Genomic DNA, 20,869 nt, shown 5'->3' with positions numbered 1-20,869 from the left:
TTGATATACTAAAGGCCCTCATTTGAGGGCCTTTTTGTTTGTCTGGCGTTTGGAATGAGATATAGCGAGAGTGTGTGATAAGGGGATGGCTACCAACACTGTCCCTTTTCAATATATCCAAACCACGTCATTCCGACGAGCCTAGGCGAGATCAGGAATCTTGTTGAGGCACACTCTTTTACTCAGAGTTTCCCTAAAAATCATCAGTATTCTGAAAACAGATTCTGAATCACGCTCGTTCCTCGCTGTTCAGAATGACGGTGGTAGAATGGCTTTTTATCATCATTTGCCAGATACAAAAAAGGTTGGCACTGAGCCAACCTTTTCTCTTCAAAACAAGCTTTTCAAAACAAGCGAGAGCTTATTTAATCTCGATACCTTGAGCTTGCATATCGGCATGGTAAGAAGAGCGCACAAATGGACCACACGCTGCATGCGTGAAGCCAAGTTCTAGTGCAACTTCTTTTAGCTCGTCAAACTCTGATGGTGGAACGTAACGTTCTACTGGCAAGTGGTGACGGCTTGGCGCTAAATACTGGCCTAGAGTCAGCATCGTTACGCCGTGTGCGCGTAGATCTTTCAGTACTTCGATGATTTCTTCTTTGGTTTCACCAAGACCCATCATCAAACCAGACTTGGTCGGTACATCGGGATGCTGCTCTTTGAACTTCTTAAGAAGCTCAAGTGACCATTTATAGTTCGCACCTGGGCGAGCTTTACGGTAAAGACGTGGCGCGGTTTCTAAGTTGTGGTTGAAGACATCTGGCGGATTGTCTTTCATTAGATCAAGCGCTACATCCATGCGACCACGGAAGTCAGGAACCAGTGTTTCAATCTTAATATGCGGGTTTAACGCACGGATCTCGCGGTTACAATCGGCAAAGTGCTGTGCACCGCCGTCACGCAGATCGTCACGGTCAACAGAAGTGATTACTACGTATTTCAGCTTCATATCGGCAATGGTTTTCGCCAGTTTTTGAGGCTCTTCTGCTTCCGGTGGTAATGGGCGGCCATGAGCAACGTCACAGAAAGGACAACGACGAGTACAAATAGCACCTAAGATCATGAAGGTTGCTGTACCGTGGTTAAAACATTCCGCTAGGTTCGGGCAAGATGCTTCTTCACATACGGAGTGAAGTTTATTCTTACGCATCGCCGCTTTGATGTCTTGAATTCGTTGGCTGTCGGCTGGTAGCTTGATCTTCATCCAATCAGGCTTACGTAGCACTTCTTTCTGCTCTGTAGGCATGTTCTTTACGGGAATCAATGCCATTTTATCGGCGTCACGATATTTAACGCCTTTTTCCATCTGGATTGGTTTGCTCATGCTTTATTACCTTGAGAAGGTGCTTCTGTGCTGAATTCTACTTGCTCATAATCGAGCAAAGTAACGAGTTCTTCTATTAATTGTTTTTCTACGGCTTCTACATTGTCTGGGCCGCCAAATTGGCTGACCTGAACCATTTCCATACCTTCATAACCACAAGGGTTAATACGCAGAAACGGTGTTAAATCCATATTTACGTTCAAGGCTAAACCATGAAACGAGCATCCTTTACGAATGCGTAAACCGAGAGAGCATATTTTCTTACCGGCAACGTAGACACCCGGTGCGTCAGGTCGCGCGGCTGAGTCAATATTGTATGCTTTTAGCGTGTTGATCACGAGGTTCTCGATTGTGGTAACGAGATCTCGTACACCTAATTTTTTGCGGCGTAGGTTGATCAAGAAGTAGGCGACCAACTGACCAGGGCCATGATACGTAACCTGACCTCCGCGATCACTTTGTACAACAGGAATATCGCCAGTGTTAATCAAGTGCTCAGCTTTACCTGCCTGTCCTTGCGTAAATACTGGGTTATGTTCTACCAACCAGACTTCATCACGGGTTTCTTCTGTGCGTTGGTCGGTGAACTCATGCATCGCCTTCCATACAGGCTCATAGTCTTGGCGGCCAAGTCGTTTTACAACAAGTTGGTGTTGCATGGGAATTCCTGTTGCTAATATATAAAGTTTTTGGATTATAAACCGGATAACCCTGATGCTCTACCGCTGCGTAACAGATTTTTAACTGAAAGTGATGTAAAGCCTCGTTATCTATTTGATAAATAAAAAGAAAGCAGCCAAGGCTGCTTTCAAAAAAAATTTAATCTATCAAAAAATTATAGAACCATGCGTACGATGTCAATTTCACCTAACTCTTTGTACAGTGTCTCGACCTGCTCGATAGAGGTTGCAGTAATGTTGATTGACACAGAGTGGTAGTTGCCCTTAGCACTTGGTTTAACGGTCGGGCTGTAGTCACCTGGAGCATGGCGCTGAATAACTTCAAGAACAAGCTCTGGAAGTTCAGGCTTTGCATGACCCATTACCTTGTAAGTAAATGAACAAGGGAACTCAAGCAGGTCTTTTAATTTTGCATCAGAGTTGATGGTTAGCATATCGATAACTCCAGTAGATATTCGTTGCGGTGCGAAATAGTACAGTCAAATTAGGGGGAACTCAAGACGAGGAGCTCAAACTTAAAAAGCCGCCCATTCAGGCGGCTTTGCGAATAAGTTTGCTACTCTAACGTTCTTTTTAGAAGAAGCTCTTGAATAACAATACGATGTAATCCCACATGCGGCTAAATAGACTACCTTGCTCTACGGTTTCTAGTGCCATTAGTGGGTACTCGGCAATATCTTCACCATCGATCTGATAGTATAGCTTACCAACTACATCACCTTTATTAATTGGGGCTTCTAGCTCTTTTTCAAGGACGAAGCTTGCTTTTAGGTTTTTCGCTTCACCACGCGGTAGTGTTACGTAAGTATCTTGGTCAAGACCCAGTGCTACGGTGTCTTTGTTACCCATCCACACTTTTTCTTCTACGAACGTTTCACCTGCTTTGTGCGGTGCCACTGTTTCGAAGAAACGGAAGCCGTAGCTTAGCAGCTTTTTGCTTTCTGACTTACGAGCATTGGCATCTTTAGTACCCATAACGACCGCAACCAAGCGCATTTGACCTTCAGTTGCTGAACTTACTAGGCTGTAACCCGCATTACTTGTGTGACCCGTTTTGATGCCGTCAACGTTCATGCTCTTATCCCAAAGTAGACCGTTACGGTTGTATTGGGTGATGCCGTTGTAAGTAAATTTCTTCTCTGAGTACACTCGGTACTCATTTGGTACGTCACGGATAAGTGCTTTACCTAGCAGTGCCATGTCGTATGGTGTTGAGTACAATTCTGCGTTATCTAAGCCATGAACGTTGGCAAAGTGCGAGTTAGTCATACCCAATGTGTTGGCCCAAGCGTTCATTAGGTCAACAAATGCATCTTCTGAACCTGCAATATGTTCTGCCATCGCAACACAGGCATCGTTACCTGACTGGACGATGATACCTCGGTTCAGGTCACGTACTTTAACTGTTGTGCCTACTTCAATGAACATCTTTGATGAATCAGGGAAGTTTTTCGCCCACGCATTTTTACTGATGGTGACATCATCATCTTCTGAGATATTACCACGCGCTAGCTCTTGGCCGATTACATAGCTGGTCATCATCTTAGTCAGACTAGCTGGAGACAATTTTGTGTTCATCTCTTTCTCTGCCAGTACTTTACCTGAATGGTAATCCATCAGCACGTAGCCCTTCGCCGCGATTTGAGGGGCATCTGGAACAACGATAGGTGATGCAAGAGCAGATTGAGCGAAAGTTGCAGAAAGGGCAACCGAAGAAACGAGAATAGATTTCACAAACTTATTTTTATTCATGGTAATTCAAATTTTTGGGTTAACTGCAGACATCTTATCAGAATCCCTAGTTATGTAAGAGGGGGATCAAAGAGAAATTCATGACACGAGGTCATTTGGCAGTGTTGTGTTTTTTAATAAATGCAGACGAATAGCCGAGCAACTTTACTTTATCTAGTGTGGCTTGCGTCAGGGAATAGTCAGTAAATGGCCCTAACAACAAGCGATAAGACTCTTTCGCACTCTCTAGGAAAGTTTCTGTATCCAATTTTTGACCAAGCTCGGTACCTAAAGTTCGCGCGCGCTCTTCATTTTTTGATGATGCCACTTGAATAACGTACCTAGGGTGCGCTTCTAATGACTTTTTGTCCGTGGGCTGATTGATACTGATCACTTCAATTTCCACGTTCGCGGTGCCTGTTTTTATGACATCTAACTTGTGCGCGGCGGCATAGCTTAAATCAATGATACGGCCATCGTGAAAAGGACCTCGGTCATTAACTCGTACTATGGTGGTTTTGCCGTTGTCAGTATTGGTAACTTTTACGTAACTTGGTAACGGTAGCGTTTTATGCGCTGCCGTCATTGAGTACATGTCATAGATTTCGCCATTAGAAGTCAAATGACCTTGGAATTTTTTCCCATACCAAGATGCGCGGCCTTTTTCTTTAAAGCCTTTCGCATTGCGAACTATTTTGTAGTCTTTGCCACGCAAGTGGTAATCTTTGTTCCCACCTAGGCTGTACGGTTCATATTTAGGATGCGCATCCTCGATGTGTTCGACTGAAAGCGGTGTATCCGGTGCAACATCGGATTCGAGTTCGTAACGGCCTTCTTGTTCTTTTTGGCTAGTTGATGAACAGCCTGCCAAAATAAGAGCAGAGAAAACCAAGGAATATAAAGCGCGTTTTTGCATGTCTAGGTCGCCTTAGAGAATGCTTTTCGGTGCGTATGAATCGACATTAGAATACCAAAACCAGCCATCAAGGTTACCATTGATGTGCCGCCATAACTGATGAGTGGCAACGGTACACCTACTACAGGTAGGATGCCACTTACCATGCCAATATTTACAAAAATATACACGAAGAAGCTGAGTACAATACTGCCTGCCATCATTCGTCCAAATGCGGTTTGCGCTTGGCTGGCGAGATATAAACCTCGTCCAATAATAAATAGATAGATGGCTAAAAGGCAAAGGAAGCCAATCATACCCCATTCTTCAGCAATTACTGCAAAGATAAAGTCAGTGTGTCGTTCAGGAAGAAATTCTAGTTGTGACTGCGTACCTTGCAACCAACCTTTGCCGGAAATACCGCCGGAGCCAATCGCAATTTTACTCTGAATAATGTGGTAGCCCGCTCCTAGCGGATCAGACTCCGGGTTAAATAGAGTACGAACTCTCACTTTTTGATACTCTCGCATCAAGAAAAACCACAGAATTGGAATGAAACCACCTAATGCAATCGCAGCACCAGCAATTATTTTCCAGCTAATGCCTGCGAGGAAGATAACAAAAATACCGGAAGCCGCGATCAGGATTGAGGTACCTAAGTCAGGCTGTTTTGCAATGAGAATGGTTGGTAAGCAGACCATAATCAGTGCAACAATGAGTGTTCTTAGCGTTGGTGGGAGGGGCTGTCTACCAACATAGCGAGCCACCATTAATGGCACCGCGAGCTTCAATAGCTCTGACGGTTGAAAGCGCACAAAACCGAGGTTAAGCCAACGCTGCGCGCCTTTCGATGCTTCACCGAAAAACAGCACGCCGAAAAGCAGTATAACGCCACCAACGAACATCAAAGGTGCCAAGCTTTCGTAAGTTCGTGGAGAAAGCTGTGCAAGGACGAGCATCACAACGAGTGAAAGCACCATTCGCATGGCTTGGCGATCCATCATCAGTAAACTTTGGCCACTGGCGCTGTACATGATCACCAGGCCAAACCCCATCAGGGCCAGTATGCCAAGTAGGAGTGGTAAGTCGATATGGAAGCGTTCAAACAGGGCGCGATTTTTACCTGTAGAGGGATCCATCTTCATTACTGTTTTACCTCTTTCTTCGCATTGTTTTCAGGCTCAATTTCTTCTGGACCAAGAACGACTCGGTCAAAAATTTTCCTTACTACTGGGGCACCGTTACTAGAACCACCACCGGCATTTTCTAGTACTACAGTGACGACCACTTTAGGATCATCAAATGGTGCAAAGCCAGTAAATAACGCATGGTCACGTAAGTGCTCGGCGATCTCATCGGCGTTGTACTCTTCGTTTTCACCCAGACCGAAGACCTGTGCAGTACCTGATTTACCCGCTGTTTCATAATTCATTTTGTAGAATGAGCGACGAGCTGTTCCGCGCGTGCCATGGTTTACCCGACGCATGCCTTCTTTCGCCATATCCCAGTACTTTTTAGGCACATTCTTGATTGGTGGGTAAGTCACGTATTCTGTCGTTTGCTGCTCTTCGAAGTCGTTACCATTTTCTATCGTCGCTTTGAGCAAGTGAGGTGCGATCACTTCTCCCTCGTTTACTAATACGGAGGTTGCTTTGGCGATTTGCATTGGTGTTGCTGTCCAATATCCTTGGCCGATACCTACAGGGATCGTATCACCTTTATACCACGGGGTTTTATGGCGAGACATTTTCCAGTCACGAGTCGGCATGTTCGCCTTACTTTCTTCGTAGATATCAATGCCAGTGTAATCACCAAAACCGAACATCATCATCCAATTCGAAATACGGTCAATGCCCATGTCATAAGCGATTTGATAGTAGAAGGTATCAACAGACTCTTCGATCGACTTAATGATATCGACGCGTCCGTGTCCCCAACGCAACCAGTCCCGGAACGGACGTGTGTTAGAGTTTGGTATGCGCCAATAACCAGGATCATTTCGTGTGGTGTTAGGTGTGACGACACCTTCTTGCAGCGCGGCTACCGCCATAAATGGTTTGATGGTAGAGGCCGGAGGGTAAATGCCAAGTGTAGTGCGGTTGACCAAAGGACGGTTTTTATCGTTCAAAAGGGCGCGATAATCTTTACCTGAGATTCCGTGCACGAACGAGTTAGGATCGTAGCTAGGGCTTGAAACCATAGCCAGTACGCCGTTGTCTCTAGGATCGATTACTACAGCACTGCCTCGGCGGCCGTCCAACAATTGGTGTACGTACAACTGCAAGTTGATATCAAGGTTTAAAACGATGTCTTTTCCGGGTACAGGTGGAACGTACTTTAAGGTACGAATTACTCGGCCGCGGCTGTTTACCTCGACTTCTTGATATCCGGCTGTACCGTGTAAGAGGTCTTCGTAGTATTTTTCAATACCCAGCTTACCAATGTCGCGAGTGGCTTGATAGTTTGCGTCTTTTTCTTCTCGGATCAGGCGTTGCATGTCGCGATCATTAATTCGAGAAACATACCCAATCACGTGGGTTAAGACTTCGCTGAAAGGGTAGTAGCGCTTTAAGGTCGCACTTATTTCCACACCTGGAAAGCGGTACTGATTGACGGAGAATACCGCTACTTGTTTTTCGTTCAGTTGGGTAAGCAGTGGGACCGATTTAAATCGACGAGTCCGTTTACGCTCGTGGTGGAAACGTTCAATCTGGTCTGGTGTAATTTCCAGAATAGTTTGTAATTCTTGGATGGTTGCATCAATGTCTTTAATTTTTTCTGGGGTCAGTTCTAAGTTAAAGACGGGACGGTTCTCTGCCAGTAAAACGCCATTTCGGTCATAAATTAGACCTCGGTTAGGCGCGATAGGCACCACTTTGATGCGGTTATCGTTCGAGCGGGTTTGATAGTCTTGAAACTGGTTCACCTGAATGTTGTACATGTTGGCAACCAGAGCTCCCATCAAGACAACAATGCCGATAAAAGCAACAATAGCGCGGCTGGCAAACAGACGCGCTTCGGCTTGATAATCTCGGATTTGACTGCGGCGTTTACGAATCATTAACGCTTGGCTCTAAAGTTAAACAACGATTATTCGCGATGATAAGGGTGGTTAGCGGTGATGCTCCACGCTCGGTACAAGCTTTCTGCCATTACGATACGCACTAGAGGGTGGGGTAGCGTTAAGGCAGACAATGACCAGCTTTGGTCTGCTGCAGCTTTGCATGCAGGAGCGAGTCCTTCAGGACCGCCGATTAATATTGATACATCACGGCCATCTAATTTCCAAGCTTCTAACTGCTCAGCGAGTTGAGGAGTGTCCCATTTTTTACCTGGGATATCTAACGTGACGATACGGTTGCCTTTTGGTACCGCAGCGAGCATCGCTTCCCCTTCTTTTTGCAGGATGCGAGCGATATCGGCATTCTTACCACGCTTGCCAGCAGAGATTTCAATCAACTCCAACGGCATATCATGCGGGAAACGGCGACGATATTCTTGAAAGCCTTCCTCAACCCATTTTGGCATTTTTGTGCCAACAGCAATTAGTTGAATTTTCAAAAGATTAACCCCAGAGTTTTTCTAGCTGGTAGAGTTCGCGGTGCTCTTCTTGCATCACGTGAAGCATGGCGTCGCCCATATCAAGGACTACCCATTCACCTTCGTTTTCACCTTCCATTCCTAGTGGCTCAAGACCGGCTTTTTTCACCTCTGTTGCAACATGGTCAGCGATGGATGAAACGTGGCGTTTGGATGTACCAGTACAGATGATCATGTAATCTGTCACGCTTGATTTATCTTCCACATTTAGGACGATAATGTCTTCCGCTTTCATGTCGTCGGCTTTATCAGCTAAAAAGTCTTTCAGTTCTTCGCGAAGCACTCGGTTTTCCTCGGTTTGTCTCTTATCTCTACAGTGTTTTACATTCTTGCTTGCAAAACAGGTCGCGCACTATATCACGCTTTGATTTTTAAATTGCCAGCTTAATATCAGGAGAGCAGGTTTCTAAGCTCAACTGATGAATAGTTGGCCATACAGACTCGTCATACTGAGTTTTGGCTTTTATCTCGGCTTGAGCCAACAAGGAGAGCAATGCACAAATACGACTCGCTGATAAGCGGGCCAGTGCTGCGTTATAGAGTGGACGCTTGTTTTGCCAAACTCGATATTTCTCAAATACCTGGTTCATTCCCATTTGAGTTAAGTCTTGATGCATATTTAAAAGTTGGCTCAACTCTTTTTGTACACTTCGAATCAAGATCACGGTCTCAACCCCTTCCGCCTCAAGTTGGCGAAGAATACGTTGTGCACGGTTTGCTTTACCTGCCAGTAAGGCGTCGATCCAGTTAAAGGTAGTGAAGTGGTTATGGCGACTTAGGGCTTCCTCTAAACGTATGATGGTCAGCTCACCATCCGGGTAGAGTAGGGCCAATTTCTCTAAGCTTTGTGTCAATGCAAATAGGTTACCTTCATGCCATTGAGCCAACATTTGCAGTGATTGTTGATCGGGTTTTAGGCCCAACGTGCGGCAACGTGCCTGAATGAACATAGGTAAGCGTTGTAGATCTGGCGACAAACAGCTTACCCAGTCGCCTTTTGAGCTTAATGCTTTGAACCATTTCGCATTTTCTTGGGCTTTGGTCAGTTTGCTACCAACAATGACGAGCATGATGTCATCATGCAGCATATCACACAGTGTTTGCAGCTCTTTGCTGACGGCGGTTGTCACGCCACTCTCTGGAATTTCAAGCTCGATCAATTGACGGTTTGAGAACAGGCTCATCGCTTGGAAGCAATCGTAAACTTGATTCCAGTCGATGCTTGCGTCTACCGCAAAACGGTGTTTTTCCTCAAAACCTTGTTGAAACGCTGCCTTTTGGATTGCTTGGCGGCTCTCTTGAAGCAGTAACGGCTCATTACCAAAGATTAGGTAAACCTGTTTAACGTGTTTAGTTAAATGATCCGTTAATTTATCGGCATAAATTCGCATAGTGATTAAGAGTTTGTGTTCGCTGGCTCAGAGATTTGTCCTGCTTCATATTCGGCACGAATACGGCCCAACTGGCGCATCATCTGTTTTGCAGCTTGCAAGCGCATCTCGTCTTCAATTACGTCACGTTCAACAGATTTTGCAAGTGCCGTCAACGGGTTGTCTAGGTAGTTGCGGTTTACTGTTGTCGTAAAGTTTTTAGAGCCATAGCCAGGAATTGTCACACGGTATTTTACTACGTATGTCAGCTCTTTTTCTGCTGCACGGCTATTTTGATAAAGCGATAGTGTACGCTCATCGATTGTCGCTTCCGTCAAATGAAGGTTGGGTACCGTCGATGATGGTTGAACAAGTTCAACTTTGTTCAGTTCGAGTTGAGAGCGAACATAGCGAGTTAATTCACTGTATTCATCGTAGCTGGAGAAAGACATAGTGTGCAGCTCTTCCGGTACGGAATACTCGCCGCGAAGGTGAAAACCACAGGCAGAAAGAAGCCCCGCTAATACCAATACCACTGGTAGTTTAATCAAAGAGAAAAAGCGCATTGATTGTATTCATCCTAAATTGAAGGGGTTATTTACCTTAAACCACTCATGTGAATGGTTTGAGGTAAATAAACAGGGTAGAAAACTACCCTGTTTAATGACTCTTGGTTAACAAATAAGTTCGCTAAACAGAGACAAATTGACAGCTGCGATTAGTTTGCAACGATGTTCAGCAGTTTACCTGGAACGTAAATAACTTTACGAATAGTCAGGCCATCAGTGAACTTAACCACGTTTTCGTCGTTTAGACCAAGCTGTTCGATATCGTCTTTAGAGATATCAGCTGGGACTGTTAGCTTCGCACGTAGCTTACCGTTAACTTGAACAACGATAGTTTTTTCGTCTTCAACTAGCGCTTTTTCGTCAAACGTCGGCCATGCCGCGTTATCAATGTCTGTTTCACCTAGTGCTGCCCATAGCTCGTATGAGATATGCGGAGTGATAGGGTAAAGCATGACAACAATAGCTTTCAGTGCTTCGTCAAGGATTGCACGATCTTGCGCAGATTCTTGAGGCGCTTTCGCTAGTTTGTTCATCAGCTCCATGATCGCTGCGATCGCGGTGTTGAATGTTTGACGACGAGCGATATCGTCCGTCACTTTCGCGATAGTTTTGTGAACGTCGCGGCGAAGTGCTTTTTGATCACCAGAAAGCGCTGAGGTATCTACTGCTTCTGCTGCGCCTTTCGCTGTGTGCTCTTTCACTAGTTTCCAAACACGTTTTAGGAAGCGGTTCGCACCTTCTACGCCAGACTCTTGCCATTCAAGTGTCATGTCCGCTGGAGACGCGAACATCATGAATAGACGTACTGTGTCAGCGCCGTACTTATCTACCATTTCTTGAGGGTCGATACCGTTGTTCTTAGACTTAGACATCTTGATCATGCCTGAGTGCGTTACATCGCGACCTTCAGTGTCTTTAGCAGAAGTAATGCGGCCTTTACCATCACGTTCAACGGCTACGTCTGTTGGAGCTACCCACTCTTTGCCGCCTTTCTCGTTCTCGAAGTAGAACGCATCAGCCAGTACCATGCCTTGACACAGTAGTTGCTTGAACGGTTCGTCAGAAGTTACGTAACCCGCATCGCGCAATAGTTTGTGGAAGAAGCGTGAGTACAGTAGGTGCATACAAGCATGCTCGATACCACCGATGTACTGGTCTACTGGTAGCCAATAGTTTGCTTTTTCTGGGTCTAGGATGTCGTCCGCTTGTGGTGAACAGTAACGCGCGTAGTACCAAGAAGATTCCATGAACGTATCGAACGTATCTGTCTCACGTAGAGCAGGTTCGCCGTTAAAGGTTGTCTTCGCCCACTCTTTGTCTGCTTTGATTGGGCTCGTTACGCCGTCCATTACTACGTCTTCTGGAAGAATCACTGGTAGTTGGTCAGCAGGTACTGGGTGAACTTCACCGTCTTCAGTGGTTACCATTGGGATTGGCGCACCCCAATAACGTTGACGAGATACACCCCAGTCGCGTAGACGGAAGTTTACAGTCTTAGTGCCTTTGCCCTCTGCTTCTAGCTTCGCTGCGATTGCGTCGAATGCCGCTTGGAATTCTAGGCCATCGAATTCACCTGAATCGAACAGTACACCTTTCTCAGTGTATGCTGCTTCAGAGATGTCTAGCTCGCTGCCATCAGCAGGCTTGATAACTGGCACGATGTCTAGACCGTACTTCGTTGCGAACTCGTAGTCACGTTGGTCGTGCGCAGGTACAGCCATTACCGCGCCTGTACCGTAGTCCATCAGAACGAAGTTTGCTACGTATACTGGTACTTCGCGGCCGTTCAATGGATGAATAGCAGTAAGGCCAGTTGCCATACCTTTCTTCTCCATTGTCGCTAGCTCAGCTTCTGCAACCTTGTTGTTCTTACATTCGTCGATAAACGCTGCAAGCTCTGGATTGTTCTCTGCTGCAAGAGCTGCAAGAGGGTGGCCGGCTGCGATACCCACGTAAGTCACACCCATTAGCGTATCTGGACGTGTTGTGTAAACTTCTAGGTCTTGTTGACCCTTAACTTCAAACTTCAGTTCAACACCTTCAGAACGACCAATCCAGTTGCGCTGCATGGTTTTCACCATTTCAGGCCAACCTTCAAGCTTGTCTAAGTCGTCTAGTAGCTCTTGAGCGTACTCAGTGATTTTGATGAACCATTGAGGGATTTCTTTTTGCTCTACAGGCGTATCACAACGCCAGCAACAACCGTCTTCAACCTGCTCGTTTGCAAGAACAGTTTGGTCGTTAGGACACCAGTTAACAGAAGAAGTCTTTTTGTAAACCAAACCTTTCTCGTAAAGTTTAGTGAAGAACTCTTGTTCCCAGCGGTAGTACTCCGGTGTACATGTTGCGAATTCACGGTTCCAATCGTAACCAAAGCCTAGAAGCTTAAGTTGGTTCTTCATGTATTCGATGTTTTCGTAAGTCCAAGGTGCTGGCGCAGTTTTGTTTTTTACTGCTGCGTTTTCTGCAGGTAGACCGAATGCGTCCCAACCGATTGGTTGCATCACGTTTTTGCCTTGTAGGCGTTGGAAACGAGATACTACATCACCGATAGTGTAGTTGCGCACGTGACCCATGTGCAGTCGACCACTTGGGTATGGGAACATGGACAGACAGTAGAATTTTTCTTTATTTGGGTCTTCACTTACAACAAAGGTTTTGTTGTCATCCCAGTGCTTTTGAACTTTTTGTTCAATATCTTGTGGGTTGTATTGTTCTTGCATCGATGGTATCCGTTATCTTGGAATTTGTGAGTTCGGTTAGAACAGACTTAAATAGATCGTCATAGAATACCTAAAGCTAGGGATCACAACAATAGCCAATCTGTACCCATGCGCCCTTAAGTGACGCAGGTAGGAGAAAGATGGAGGTCAGTTATGCCTAAACGTAAAACAGGTTATGAGGAAATGCTCGAGGATGTGATTGAAACCTTGAAGCACAGTCCGGAAGAAGTTAACAAAGCGATTGAGACGTCGGGCAAAGTGGTGGATGCTGCTAATGACTTGACCAAAGATGAATTGGCTTTAATCAAAGCGTACCTTAAAGCAGACTTAAAAGAGTTTTCAGAGAGTTACGAGGATAGCAAAAGCGGTCCGTTTTACTTAACGATTGCGGATTCGATATGGCAAGGGCTGTTAGAGATTACAGACCGAACTAAAGTTGAGTGGGTTGAGTTGTTCGATGACTTAGAGCATCAAGGGCTATATGAAGCAGGAGAGGTGATAGGCTTAGGCACTTTAGTTTGTGATGAGTGTGGTCACAAGACAACGTATAACCACCCAACTGTAATCATTCCGTGTATTAAATGTGGTCACAAAGGCTTTACTCGCCAGTCATTAAAACCATAAATGGCGAGTAACGACTGTATAATGCAATGAATAAAAAAGAGGCTTAGTCGCCTCTTTTTTGTCTTTTCTACTTTCAAGCTGTTATCAGCTCTGTTTTCTTCTTAAACCGAAAGCCAGAGCTAAACTTAACCCTATCCAAATATACAATGGCCAAGTACCAACGATTCGATATGGCGTTTTCCCATCGGTTGGGGTGAGCTCTGCGCGCAGTACTGCAGTTTCAAACTGCGGTACTTGCTCAACGATTTTACCTTTGTGATCGGTTACCGCTGTTAATCCGTTGTTAGTCGAGCGGATGAGCGGTTTACCTAACTCTAAGGCACGCATACGGGCGATCTCCATATGCTGAAGAGGACCGATAGAGTGACCAAACCATGCATCATTTGAAAGCGTTAGAATGAAGTCTGTTTCGTCAGTCACATTTTGACGCACTTGCTCATTAAAGATGATCTCATAGCAAAGCGCTGGTGCCATGTGCATGCCATTCGCAACGATGTTTGGCTGCACAAAAGCCCCACGGCTAAACGACGACATCGGTAGGTTAAAGAATGGCGCTAATGGGCGCAAAATATCTTCAAATGGTACAAACTCACCAAATGGTAGTAGGTGATGCTTATGGTAACGTTCGCTTAAATCGAAGCTGTAGTCACCGTATGGTGTGATGCCTAGGGACAGAATACTGTTGTAGAACTGTCGATCTTCAGCTTGGTTGACGACACCGGTGATGATTGCGCTGTTATTCATTTTTGCAGCGCTGTCGATATTGCTCAAAAATGAAGGCACTTCAATTTCAAAAGCGGGAATTGCTGCTTCTGGCCAAACGATAATGTCAGCATCCCAGTTTTCACGAGTTAAGTCAGCGTACTTCATGATGGTTGGCCAGCGTTGACTTGGTAGCCACTTTAGGTTTTGGTCTACGTTACCTTGAATCAGCGCGAGCTTAGTCGTGTCTTCTGGTCGGGGTGTTACCCAATCGTAGTTGCGAATCCCAAAGCCAGTACTGAGTAGCACCGCAGGGATAATCACCATCAGCCACTGCTTATGAATCCATGCATAGGCTAACGCCCCTGCGCTGATAAGGATAAGTAGAGTAAGCAGTTCTACGCCGCCAATTGGTGCAAAGCTTGCGAGTGGAGCATCTATCTGGCTATAGCCTAGCCATAACCAAGGGAAGCCAGTCATCACCCAACCACGTAACCAATCACTGATCAGCCATAAAGCAGGTGCAGCGAGAAGTGCTTTTGTGAGCGTAAATTGAGGAAACAGCTTGTTGTTGAGCCAAGCAAATAAGCCTGAATAAACAGCCAAGTAGGCAACAAGCAAGCCCATTAAAAATAAATTGGCAATGAGCGGCATACCGCCAAAACCGGAGATACTGACGTAAACCCAGCTAACGCCAGTTGCAAATTGACCTAACCCCCAAGCATAACCAATCCATAGTGCGCGTTTCGGAGTTTGGTTAGCAAGAAGAATCAGTAGAATTGCTGGGCTAAGAATGGCAATAGGCCACAGCTGGTAAGGAGCGAAAGCGAGTGTAGTAGAGGCGCCAACAAAAGCGGCCACTAAGGGCCGCTTAAGGCGATGAAAGAGTTCATTCATCATTGTAATTTTCTGAGATTCCCAATGGGTATCGCGTTACTCTTGAGTGGCTTCAACCAGGGTTTCTTCGTCTGGGATCGTCACTTGGAGTTGAATGACACGACGGTTATCGGCAGCGGTGACTTTGAAGTTGTAGCCTTCAATTTCAACCAGTTCACCACGAGAAGGTAAGTGACCAAAGGCAGTCATGACCATACCACCAACGGTATCAACTTCCTCATCGCTGAAGTTGGTTCCGAATGTCTCATTAAACTCTTCGATGGTTGTCAGCGCTCTGACAGCAAACGTATGCTTGCTCAGCTTACGAATGTCCGTCTCTTCACTTTCATCGAATTCATCTTCAATATCCCCGACGATTTCCTCAAGGATATCTTCAATGGTCACAAGACCAGAAACACCACCGAATTCATCGACAACAATGGCCATATGATAACGTTCTTCACGGAATTCTTTCAGCAGTCGATCAACGCGTTTACTTTCCGGTACCACAACCGCTGGTCGAATGACTTCTTCGATATCAAATGGATTACTGCCTGAGCCTAAGTATTTAAGTAAGTCCTTCGCTAGAAGTATGCCTTCCACATGGTCTTTATCTTCGCTGATCACAGGGTAGCGAGAGTGTTGAGCATCGGTAATCAAAGCAACCAAGGTATCAAGGTCGTGAGTACGCTCAACGGTAACCATTTGCGAACGCGGGATCATAATGTCACGCACACGCATTTCGGAGATTTCCATAACACCTTCAAGCATATCGCGAGTGTCATGGTCAATCAGGTCGTTAACTTCAGAGTCGCGGATAACATCCACAAGCTCTTGGCGATCTTTTGGTTCGCCCTGAAATAGTTGACCTAGACGTTCAAAGAAGGACTTTCTACTCGGACCTTCTGCCTTTTCTTTCTTATCTTCGTTAGAAGAGGGAGAATTATCTTCGTTCATTGTTTCTCAATTAAGTAACGCTATCAGAAGTGTGATAGCACACATAGAGAGGCGAACACGAGAGTCATTTAGGTGGTTCGCCTTTCCCTGTCGAGTGGCCAATAGCTACTCTTTTTCAGCAATGTAAGGATCTTCATAACCCATACCTTGCATGATTTCGGTTTCGAGGGACTCCATCTCTTCGGCTTCGTCATCCTCTATATGATCATAACCTAGCAGATGCAAGCTGCCATGTACAACCATATGCGCCCAATGTGCTAGCAGAGGCTTGCTCTGTTCAACCGCCTCTTTTTCAACAACTTGGCGGCAAATAATCAAATCACCAAGTAAATCTATTTCCATACCAGGAGGTGCTTCAAATGGAAACGACAACACATTAGTTGGTTTATCTTTGCCGCGATACTCATGGTTGAGCGTATGACTTTCTTGTTCATCAACAATACGAATGGTGACTTCGGCTTGTGGCTGGAAGAGAGGAATTGTCTTATCTAGCCACAATTGGAAATCTTGCTGCGAAGGCAGACCTTCTTCATTTTCGACTGCCAGTTGCAGATCAAGTTCAATCGCCATGATTATTCCTTAGTTGAAGCAACTTGTGCATTCAGTTCGGCTTTTGCTGCTTCTAGTAACTTCGCATCGCGTTCTTCACGACGGCGTTTCTCGAACTCTTTACGCTCTTTCTGGTCTTGTGCTTCCCACTTCTCGTACGCGTTAACGATACGAGCAACCACAGGGTGACGTACAACGTCGTCGGCTAAGAAGAAGTTAAAGCTGATGTCGTCAACTTCGCTTAGTACTTCAATAGCATGACGAAGACCCGATTTCGCACCACGAGGTAAGTCAATCTGCGTGACATCACCAGTGATAACCGCGCGAGAGTTAAAACCAATACGCGTTAGGAACATCTTCATCTGCTCAACAGTGGTGTTCTGACTCTCATCAAGAATGATGAAGGCGTCGTTTAGAGTACGACCACGCATGTAAGCAAGAGGAGCAACCTCAATCACGTTACGTTCAATCAGCTTCTCTACGCGCTCAAAGCCCAGCATTTCAAATAGGGCGTCGTATAGCGGACGTAGGTATGGGTCGACTTTCTGGCTTAAATCACCAGGCAGGAAGCCCAATTTCTCACCAGCTTCAACCGCTGGACGAGTAAGTAGAATACGGCGGATCTCTTGGCGCTCTAGTGCGTCAACAGCTGCTGCTACAGCAAGGTAGGTTTTACCTGTACCAGCCGGGCCAATACCAAAAGAAATATCATGCGTGACCATGTTAACCAAGTACTGCGCTTGGTTTGGCGTACGTGGTTTGATCACACCTTTCTTGGTTTTGACGAAGACTTCTTTACCATGCTCGATGTTAGACTCAGTATTCTGCTCAAGAACACCAGACTCTTTGATCGCTAGATGGATTTGCTCAGGCTCAATATCTGGGATCTCACCTCGTACAGGTGCGGTATCAACATATAGAGTTTTCAGGATATCCAGCGCAGCTGATGCGGTATGAGGTTTACCGACAATCGTAAAGTGGTCACTACGGTGGTTAATTTCAACGCCTAGACGACGTTCTAAATGCTTGATGTTGTCATCGAATGGACCGCACAGGCTAGCTAGTCGGCGGTTGTCTGAAGGTTCTAGGTTAATTTCTAGAGTTACGATTTTATTGCTCAATGTTGCCTCTCATTTTTTGCCACTTAGTGAGAGCCTGATAACGACCAGGCTCTCTATGGCTATTTATACGAGCTTACGGCGTAAAAGTAGCTACACCCAGCTCATCTTCGCGACGTGTTTTCGCCATCATCTGCGTTGGGGAAATCACACTACGAAGATCCATGTCTTTTTCAGTACGTACTAGCTCACCACGCAGTGAGTTTGCAAATACGTCTACGATCTTCACATCAACGAACTGACCAATTAGGTCTGCACTACCTTCAAAGTTTACTACACGGTTGTTTTCTGTACGAGCGCGTAGTTCCATTAGGTTTTTCTTCGAAGGACCTTCAACTAGAACACGTTGTTCTGTGCCAAGCATTAAGCGAGAGTAACGCATCGCTTGAGCATTGATAGTTTGCTGTAGTTCGTAAAGGCGCTCTTTCTTCACTTGTTCTGACACATCACAAGGGTAATCCGCTGCTGGCGTACCTGGACGTGGAGAGAAAATAAAGCTGAAGCTCATGTCAAAGTCTACATCTTTGATTAGCTTCATGGTGTCTTGGAAGTCTTTGTCTGTCTCACCAGGGAAACCAACAATAAAGTCTGAACTGATTTGGATATCAGGACGAGCTTTACGCAGTTTACGGATGATCGATTTGTATTCGATAGCGGTGTGAGGGCGTTTCATCATCGTTAGGATACGGTCACTACCACTTTGCACAGGTAAGTGCAGGAAGCTCACAAGTTCTGGGGTATCTTCGTATACTGCGATGATGTCGTCTGTGAATTCTAACGGGTGGCTCGTCGTGAAACGAATACGGTCGATACCATCGATAGACGCAACCAAACGAAGCAGTTCTGCAAATGAACAGATCTCACCATCGTGCATAGGACCACGGTACGCGTTTACGTTTTGACCCAGAAGGTTTACTTCACGTACGCCTTGTTCAGCAAGTTGGGCGATTTCGAACAGTACGTCATCCATTGGACGGCTTACTTCTTCACCACGAGTGTACGGTACGACACAGTAAGTACAGTACTTAGAGCAGCCTTCCATAATAGAAACGAATGCTGTCGCACCTTCAGCGCGAGGTTCAGGTAGGCGGTCGAATTTTTCGATCTCTGGGAACGAAATGTCCATAACTGGTGCATCATCGGACTGAGATTGTTTGATCATCTCAGGTAGGCGGTGCAAAGTTTGTGGGCCAAAAATAACGTCAACGTATGGTGCACGTTCACGAATATGGTCACCTTCTTGCGTTGCTACACAACCACCTACACCGATAACTACGCCAGGTTTTTTATCTTTTAGTGTTTTCCAGCGGCCTAGCTGGTGGAAAACTTTCTCTTGCGCTTTTTCACGGATCGAACAGGTGTTAAGTAGAAGTACGTCTGCTTCCTCTGGCTCTTCCGTCAGCTCGTAGCCGTTTGCAGCATTAAGCAGGTCGGCCATTTTTGATGAATCGTATTCGTTCATCTGGCAGCCCCAGGTTTTAATTAGCAGTTTCTTACTCATCTCACTTTCGCTCGTTCAGTTGTACTTAAATCGGAGAGCTATTGCTCAAATTATAGCCGCCATCACGGCGGTAAGCGGCGTATTGTACTGCTTTAAAAAGCACCTGACTAGTGATCTAGCTAATTCTCTGCAAAGCCTGATGAAATCTAGTTTTTCGCCCTATGCTGAACAAGGTTTTTTGTTAAACAATTTTGTAAAAGTAGCCATGGAAAGTACAATAAAAAACGCCAATTAATCAGCACGATGAAGAGTGAAAAATGAACAAGTATGACATCGCCGTGATCGGTGGCGGTATGGTCGGGGCAGCCGTCGCTGTTGGATTTGCCAAGCAGGGCAGAAGCGTTGTCTTGGTTGAAGGTACAAAACCTAAAGTTTTTGATGCCGCTCAGGCGATGGATATTCGTGTATCTGCAATCTCGCACCAGTCGGTGGAGTTACTTGATTCACTCGGAGCATGGTCAGAGATCAAGAGCATGCGAGTTTGTCCTTATCGGCGGTTAGAAACTTGGGAGCACCCAGAGTGCCGTACTCGTTTTCACTCTGATGAATTGTCATTGGATCAGCTAGGTTACATCGTTGAAAATCGCCTAATCCAATTAGGTCTTTGGCAAGTCTTCTCTCAGTATGAAAATCTAACCGTGATGTGTCCTGAGCGATTAAAAGCCATTGAGTTTGCAGATGTAAATCTTGTGACACTAGAAAGTGGGGAGCAGTTTGAAGCTAACTGGGTGATTGGTGCTGATGGTGCAAACTCTAAAGTTCGTCAATTGGCTGGAATTGGTGTAACTGCGTGGGATTACCGACAACACTGCATGTTGATTAATGTGAAAACAGAATTGCCTCAGCAAGATATTACTTGGCAACAATTTACACCTTCAGGCCCACGTTCATTTTTACCTCTGTGCTCTTTGAGTAACGACGATGGTCAAGTAGTAGGCCAAGGTTCTTTGGTTTGGTATGACTCGCCTAAACGTATTAAACAACTGTGTGCGATGGGTAAACCTCAACTAAGAGAAGAAATTTTACGTCATTTCCCTGCTGAATTAGGCGATATTGAAGTTTTACAGTTTGGCTCATTCCCACTCACTCGTCGTCATGCGCAAAGCTACTCAAGCAAAAATTGCGTGTTAGTGGGTGACTCTGCCCATACGATCAACCCGCTTGCAGGGCAAGGGGTAAACTTAGGCTTCAAAGATGTAGACGTTCTCCTTTCGGTAACAGAACAACAAGAAAAGCTGGAAGATACCTTACTCGCGAAATACGAACGCGCACGTCGACCTGACAACTTACTCATGCAGACGGGCATGGACTTTTTCTATAAAGGTTTTAGCAACGATCTATGGCCATTGAAGTTCGTACGTAATGCTGCATTGAAGCTTGCTGAAAACTCAGGGCCAATTAAGGCTCAAGTACTGAAATACGCGTTAGGTATGTAGTAAGCTACTCAAATCACAGATAGAAAAAAAGCGAGCCATGAGCTCGCTTTTTTAATTCGGCAAATCTAATGATTTCCCGAGTCCAGAACCAAAAAAAGAAAAAAACCCAGCAAAGTCATGCTGGGTTTTCCGATAATGGTGCGGAAGGAGAGACTTGAACTCTCACACCTTGCGGCGCCAGAACCTAAATCTGGTGCGTCTACCAATTCCG

Annotated in this window: 19 protein-coding genes; 2 read left to right on the top strand and 17 right to left on the bottom strand. The window is 45.5% G+C overall.

Features of this window, described 5'->3' with window-relative positions:
• Positions 1-361: 361 nt before the first annotated feature.
• From lipA to leuS, 12 genes are all read right to left on the bottom strand, one after another.
• On the bottom strand, positions 362-1,327 hold the full coding sequence (lipA, locus tag R7093_RS15570) for a lipoyl synthase (protein WP_005391329.1): 966 nt from the start codon (positions 1,325-1,327) through the stop codon (positions 362-364).
• Positions 1,324-1,986 (bottom strand): lipoyl(octanoyl) transferase LipB, encoded by a 663-nt coding sequence (gene lipB / locus R7093_RS15565; protein ID WP_005384137.1) that lies wholly within the window; start codon positions 1,984-1,986, stop codon positions 1,324-1,326. Before lipB ends, lipA begins: the two co-directional genes overlap by 4 nt.
• 176 nt (positions 1,987-2,162) lie before the next feature.
• Positions 2,163-2,441 (bottom strand): DUF493 family protein YbeD, encoded by a 279-nt coding sequence (gene ybeD / locus R7093_RS15560; RefSeq protein WP_005384135.1) that lies wholly within the window; start codon positions 2,439-2,441, stop codon positions 2,163-2,165.
• A gap of 139 nt (positions 2,442-2,580) precedes the next feature.
• Entirely contained in the window at positions 2,581-3,759 is a 1,179-nt protein-coding gene (locus R7093_RS15555; protein WP_005384132.1) for a serine hydrolase, read from the bottom strand.
• A 91-nt stretch (positions 3,760-3,850) separates the two neighbouring features.
• Positions 3,851-4,654 carry a septal ring lytic transglycosylase RlpA family protein gene (locus R7093_RS15550; RefSeq protein WP_017635670.1) on the bottom strand — a complete coding sequence of 268 codons (804 nt, stop codon included), beginning with the start codon at positions 4,652-4,654 and terminating at the stop codon, positions 3,851-3,853.
• A 2-nt stretch (positions 4,655-4,656) separates the two neighbouring features.
• Positions 4,657-5,778, bottom strand: coding sequence for a rod shape-determining protein RodA (rodA, locus tag R7093_RS15545; RefSeq protein WP_005384128.1), 1,122 nt, complete (start codon positions 5,776-5,778; stop codon positions 4,657-4,659).
• Positions 5,778-7,694: a penicillin-binding protein 2 gene (gene mrdA, locus R7093_RS15540; protein WP_005384126.1), complete on the bottom strand. Its 1,917-nt coding sequence runs from the start codon at positions 7,692-7,694 to the stop codon at positions 5,778-5,780. The genes rodA and mrdA overlap by 1 nt, the downstream gene beginning before the upstream one ends.
• Positions 7,695-7,723: 29 nt before the next feature.
• Positions 7,724-8,194: a 23S rRNA (pseudouridine(1915)-N(3))-methyltransferase RlmH gene (rlmH, locus tag R7093_RS15535; RefSeq protein ID WP_017821762.1), complete on the bottom strand. Its 471-nt coding sequence runs from the start codon at positions 8,192-8,194 to the stop codon at positions 7,724-7,726.
• A 4-nt stretch (positions 8,195-8,198) separates the two neighbouring features.
• Positions 8,199-8,516 (bottom strand): ribosome silencing factor, encoded by a 318-nt coding sequence (rsfS, locus tag R7093_RS15530; RefSeq protein ID WP_005373015.1) that lies wholly within the window; start codon positions 8,514-8,516, stop codon positions 8,199-8,201.
• 88 nt (positions 8,517-8,604) lie between these two features.
• The gene (gene holA / locus R7093_RS15525; RefSeq protein ID WP_047102059.1) at positions 8,605-9,624 is read right to left on the bottom strand and encodes a DNA polymerase III subunit delta; all 1,020 of its coding nucleotides are present in this window, start codon (positions 9,622-9,624) and stop codon (positions 8,605-8,607) included.
• Positions 9,625-9,629: 5 nt separating this feature from the next.
• A complete protein-coding gene (gene lptE, locus R7093_RS15520; protein ID WP_005373019.1) occupies positions 9,630-10,169 on the bottom strand; it encodes an LPS assembly lipoprotein LptE in 540 nt (179 codons plus the stop codon).
• Between the two features lie 152 nt (positions 10,170-10,321).
• Positions 10,322-12,895, bottom strand: coding sequence for a leucine--tRNA ligase (gene leuS / locus R7093_RS15515; RefSeq protein ID WP_005384121.1), 2,574 nt, complete (start codon positions 12,893-12,895; stop codon positions 10,322-10,324).
• 153 nt (positions 12,896-13,048) lie between these two features.
• Between leuS and R7093_RS15510 the strand changes: the two genes are divergently transcribed.
• Complete coding sequence (locus R7093_RS15510; RefSeq protein ID WP_005373024.1) at positions 13,049-13,519, top strand: zinc ribbon-containing protein; 471 nt, start codon at positions 13,049-13,051, stop codon at positions 13,517-13,519.
• 84 nt (positions 13,520-13,603) lie between these two features.
• Here R7093_RS15510 and lnt read toward each other — a convergent pair whose 3' ends face one another.
• The 5 genes from lnt to miaB form a co-directional block, all read right to left on the bottom strand.
• Complete coding sequence (gene lnt / locus R7093_RS15505; protein ID WP_047102055.1) at positions 13,604-15,121, bottom strand: apolipoprotein N-acyltransferase; 1,518 nt, start codon at positions 15,119-15,121, stop codon at positions 13,604-13,606.
• A gap of 33 nt (positions 15,122-15,154) precedes the next feature.
• Positions 15,155-16,054 carry a CNNM family magnesium/cobalt transport protein CorC gene (gene corC / locus R7093_RS15500; RefSeq protein ID WP_005384118.1) on the bottom strand — a complete coding sequence of 300 codons (900 nt, stop codon included), beginning with the start codon at positions 16,052-16,054 and terminating at the stop codon, positions 15,155-15,157.
• 105 nt (positions 16,055-16,159) lie between these two features.
• On the bottom strand, positions 16,160-16,624 hold the full coding sequence (gene ybeY, locus R7093_RS15495; protein WP_005373030.1) for an rRNA maturation RNase YbeY: 465 nt from the start codon (positions 16,622-16,624) through the stop codon (positions 16,160-16,162).
• A 2-nt stretch (positions 16,625-16,626) separates the two neighbouring features.
• Positions 16,627-17,724 (bottom strand): PhoH family protein, encoded by a 1,098-nt coding sequence (locus R7093_RS15490; protein ID WP_005373033.1) that lies wholly within the window; start codon positions 17,722-17,724, stop codon positions 16,627-16,629.
• 73 nt (positions 17,725-17,797) lie between these two features.
• The gene (miaB, locus tag R7093_RS15485; RefSeq protein WP_005373038.1) at positions 17,798-19,222 is read right to left on the bottom strand and encodes a tRNA (N6-isopentenyl adenosine(37)-C2)-methylthiotransferase MiaB; all 1,425 of its coding nucleotides are present in this window, start codon (positions 19,220-19,222) and stop codon (positions 17,798-17,800) included.
• Positions 19,223-19,479: 257 nt separating this feature from the next.
• Here miaB and R7093_RS15480 point away from each other — a divergent pair, with 257 nt between their 5' ends.
• On the top strand, positions 19,480-20,658 hold the full coding sequence (locus tag R7093_RS15480; RefSeq protein ID WP_318146729.1) for a 2-octaprenyl-3-methyl-6-methoxy-1,4-benzoquinol hydroxylase: 1,179 nt from the start codon (positions 19,480-19,482) through the stop codon (positions 20,656-20,658).
• Positions 20,659-20,869 lie beyond the last annotated feature (211 nt).

It is taken from the genome of Vibrio sp. 1580 (genome assembly GCF_033340055.1).
The sequence above is the reverse complement of the archived record's forward strand: the minus strand, read 5'-3'. Positions and strand labels throughout refer to the sequence as shown.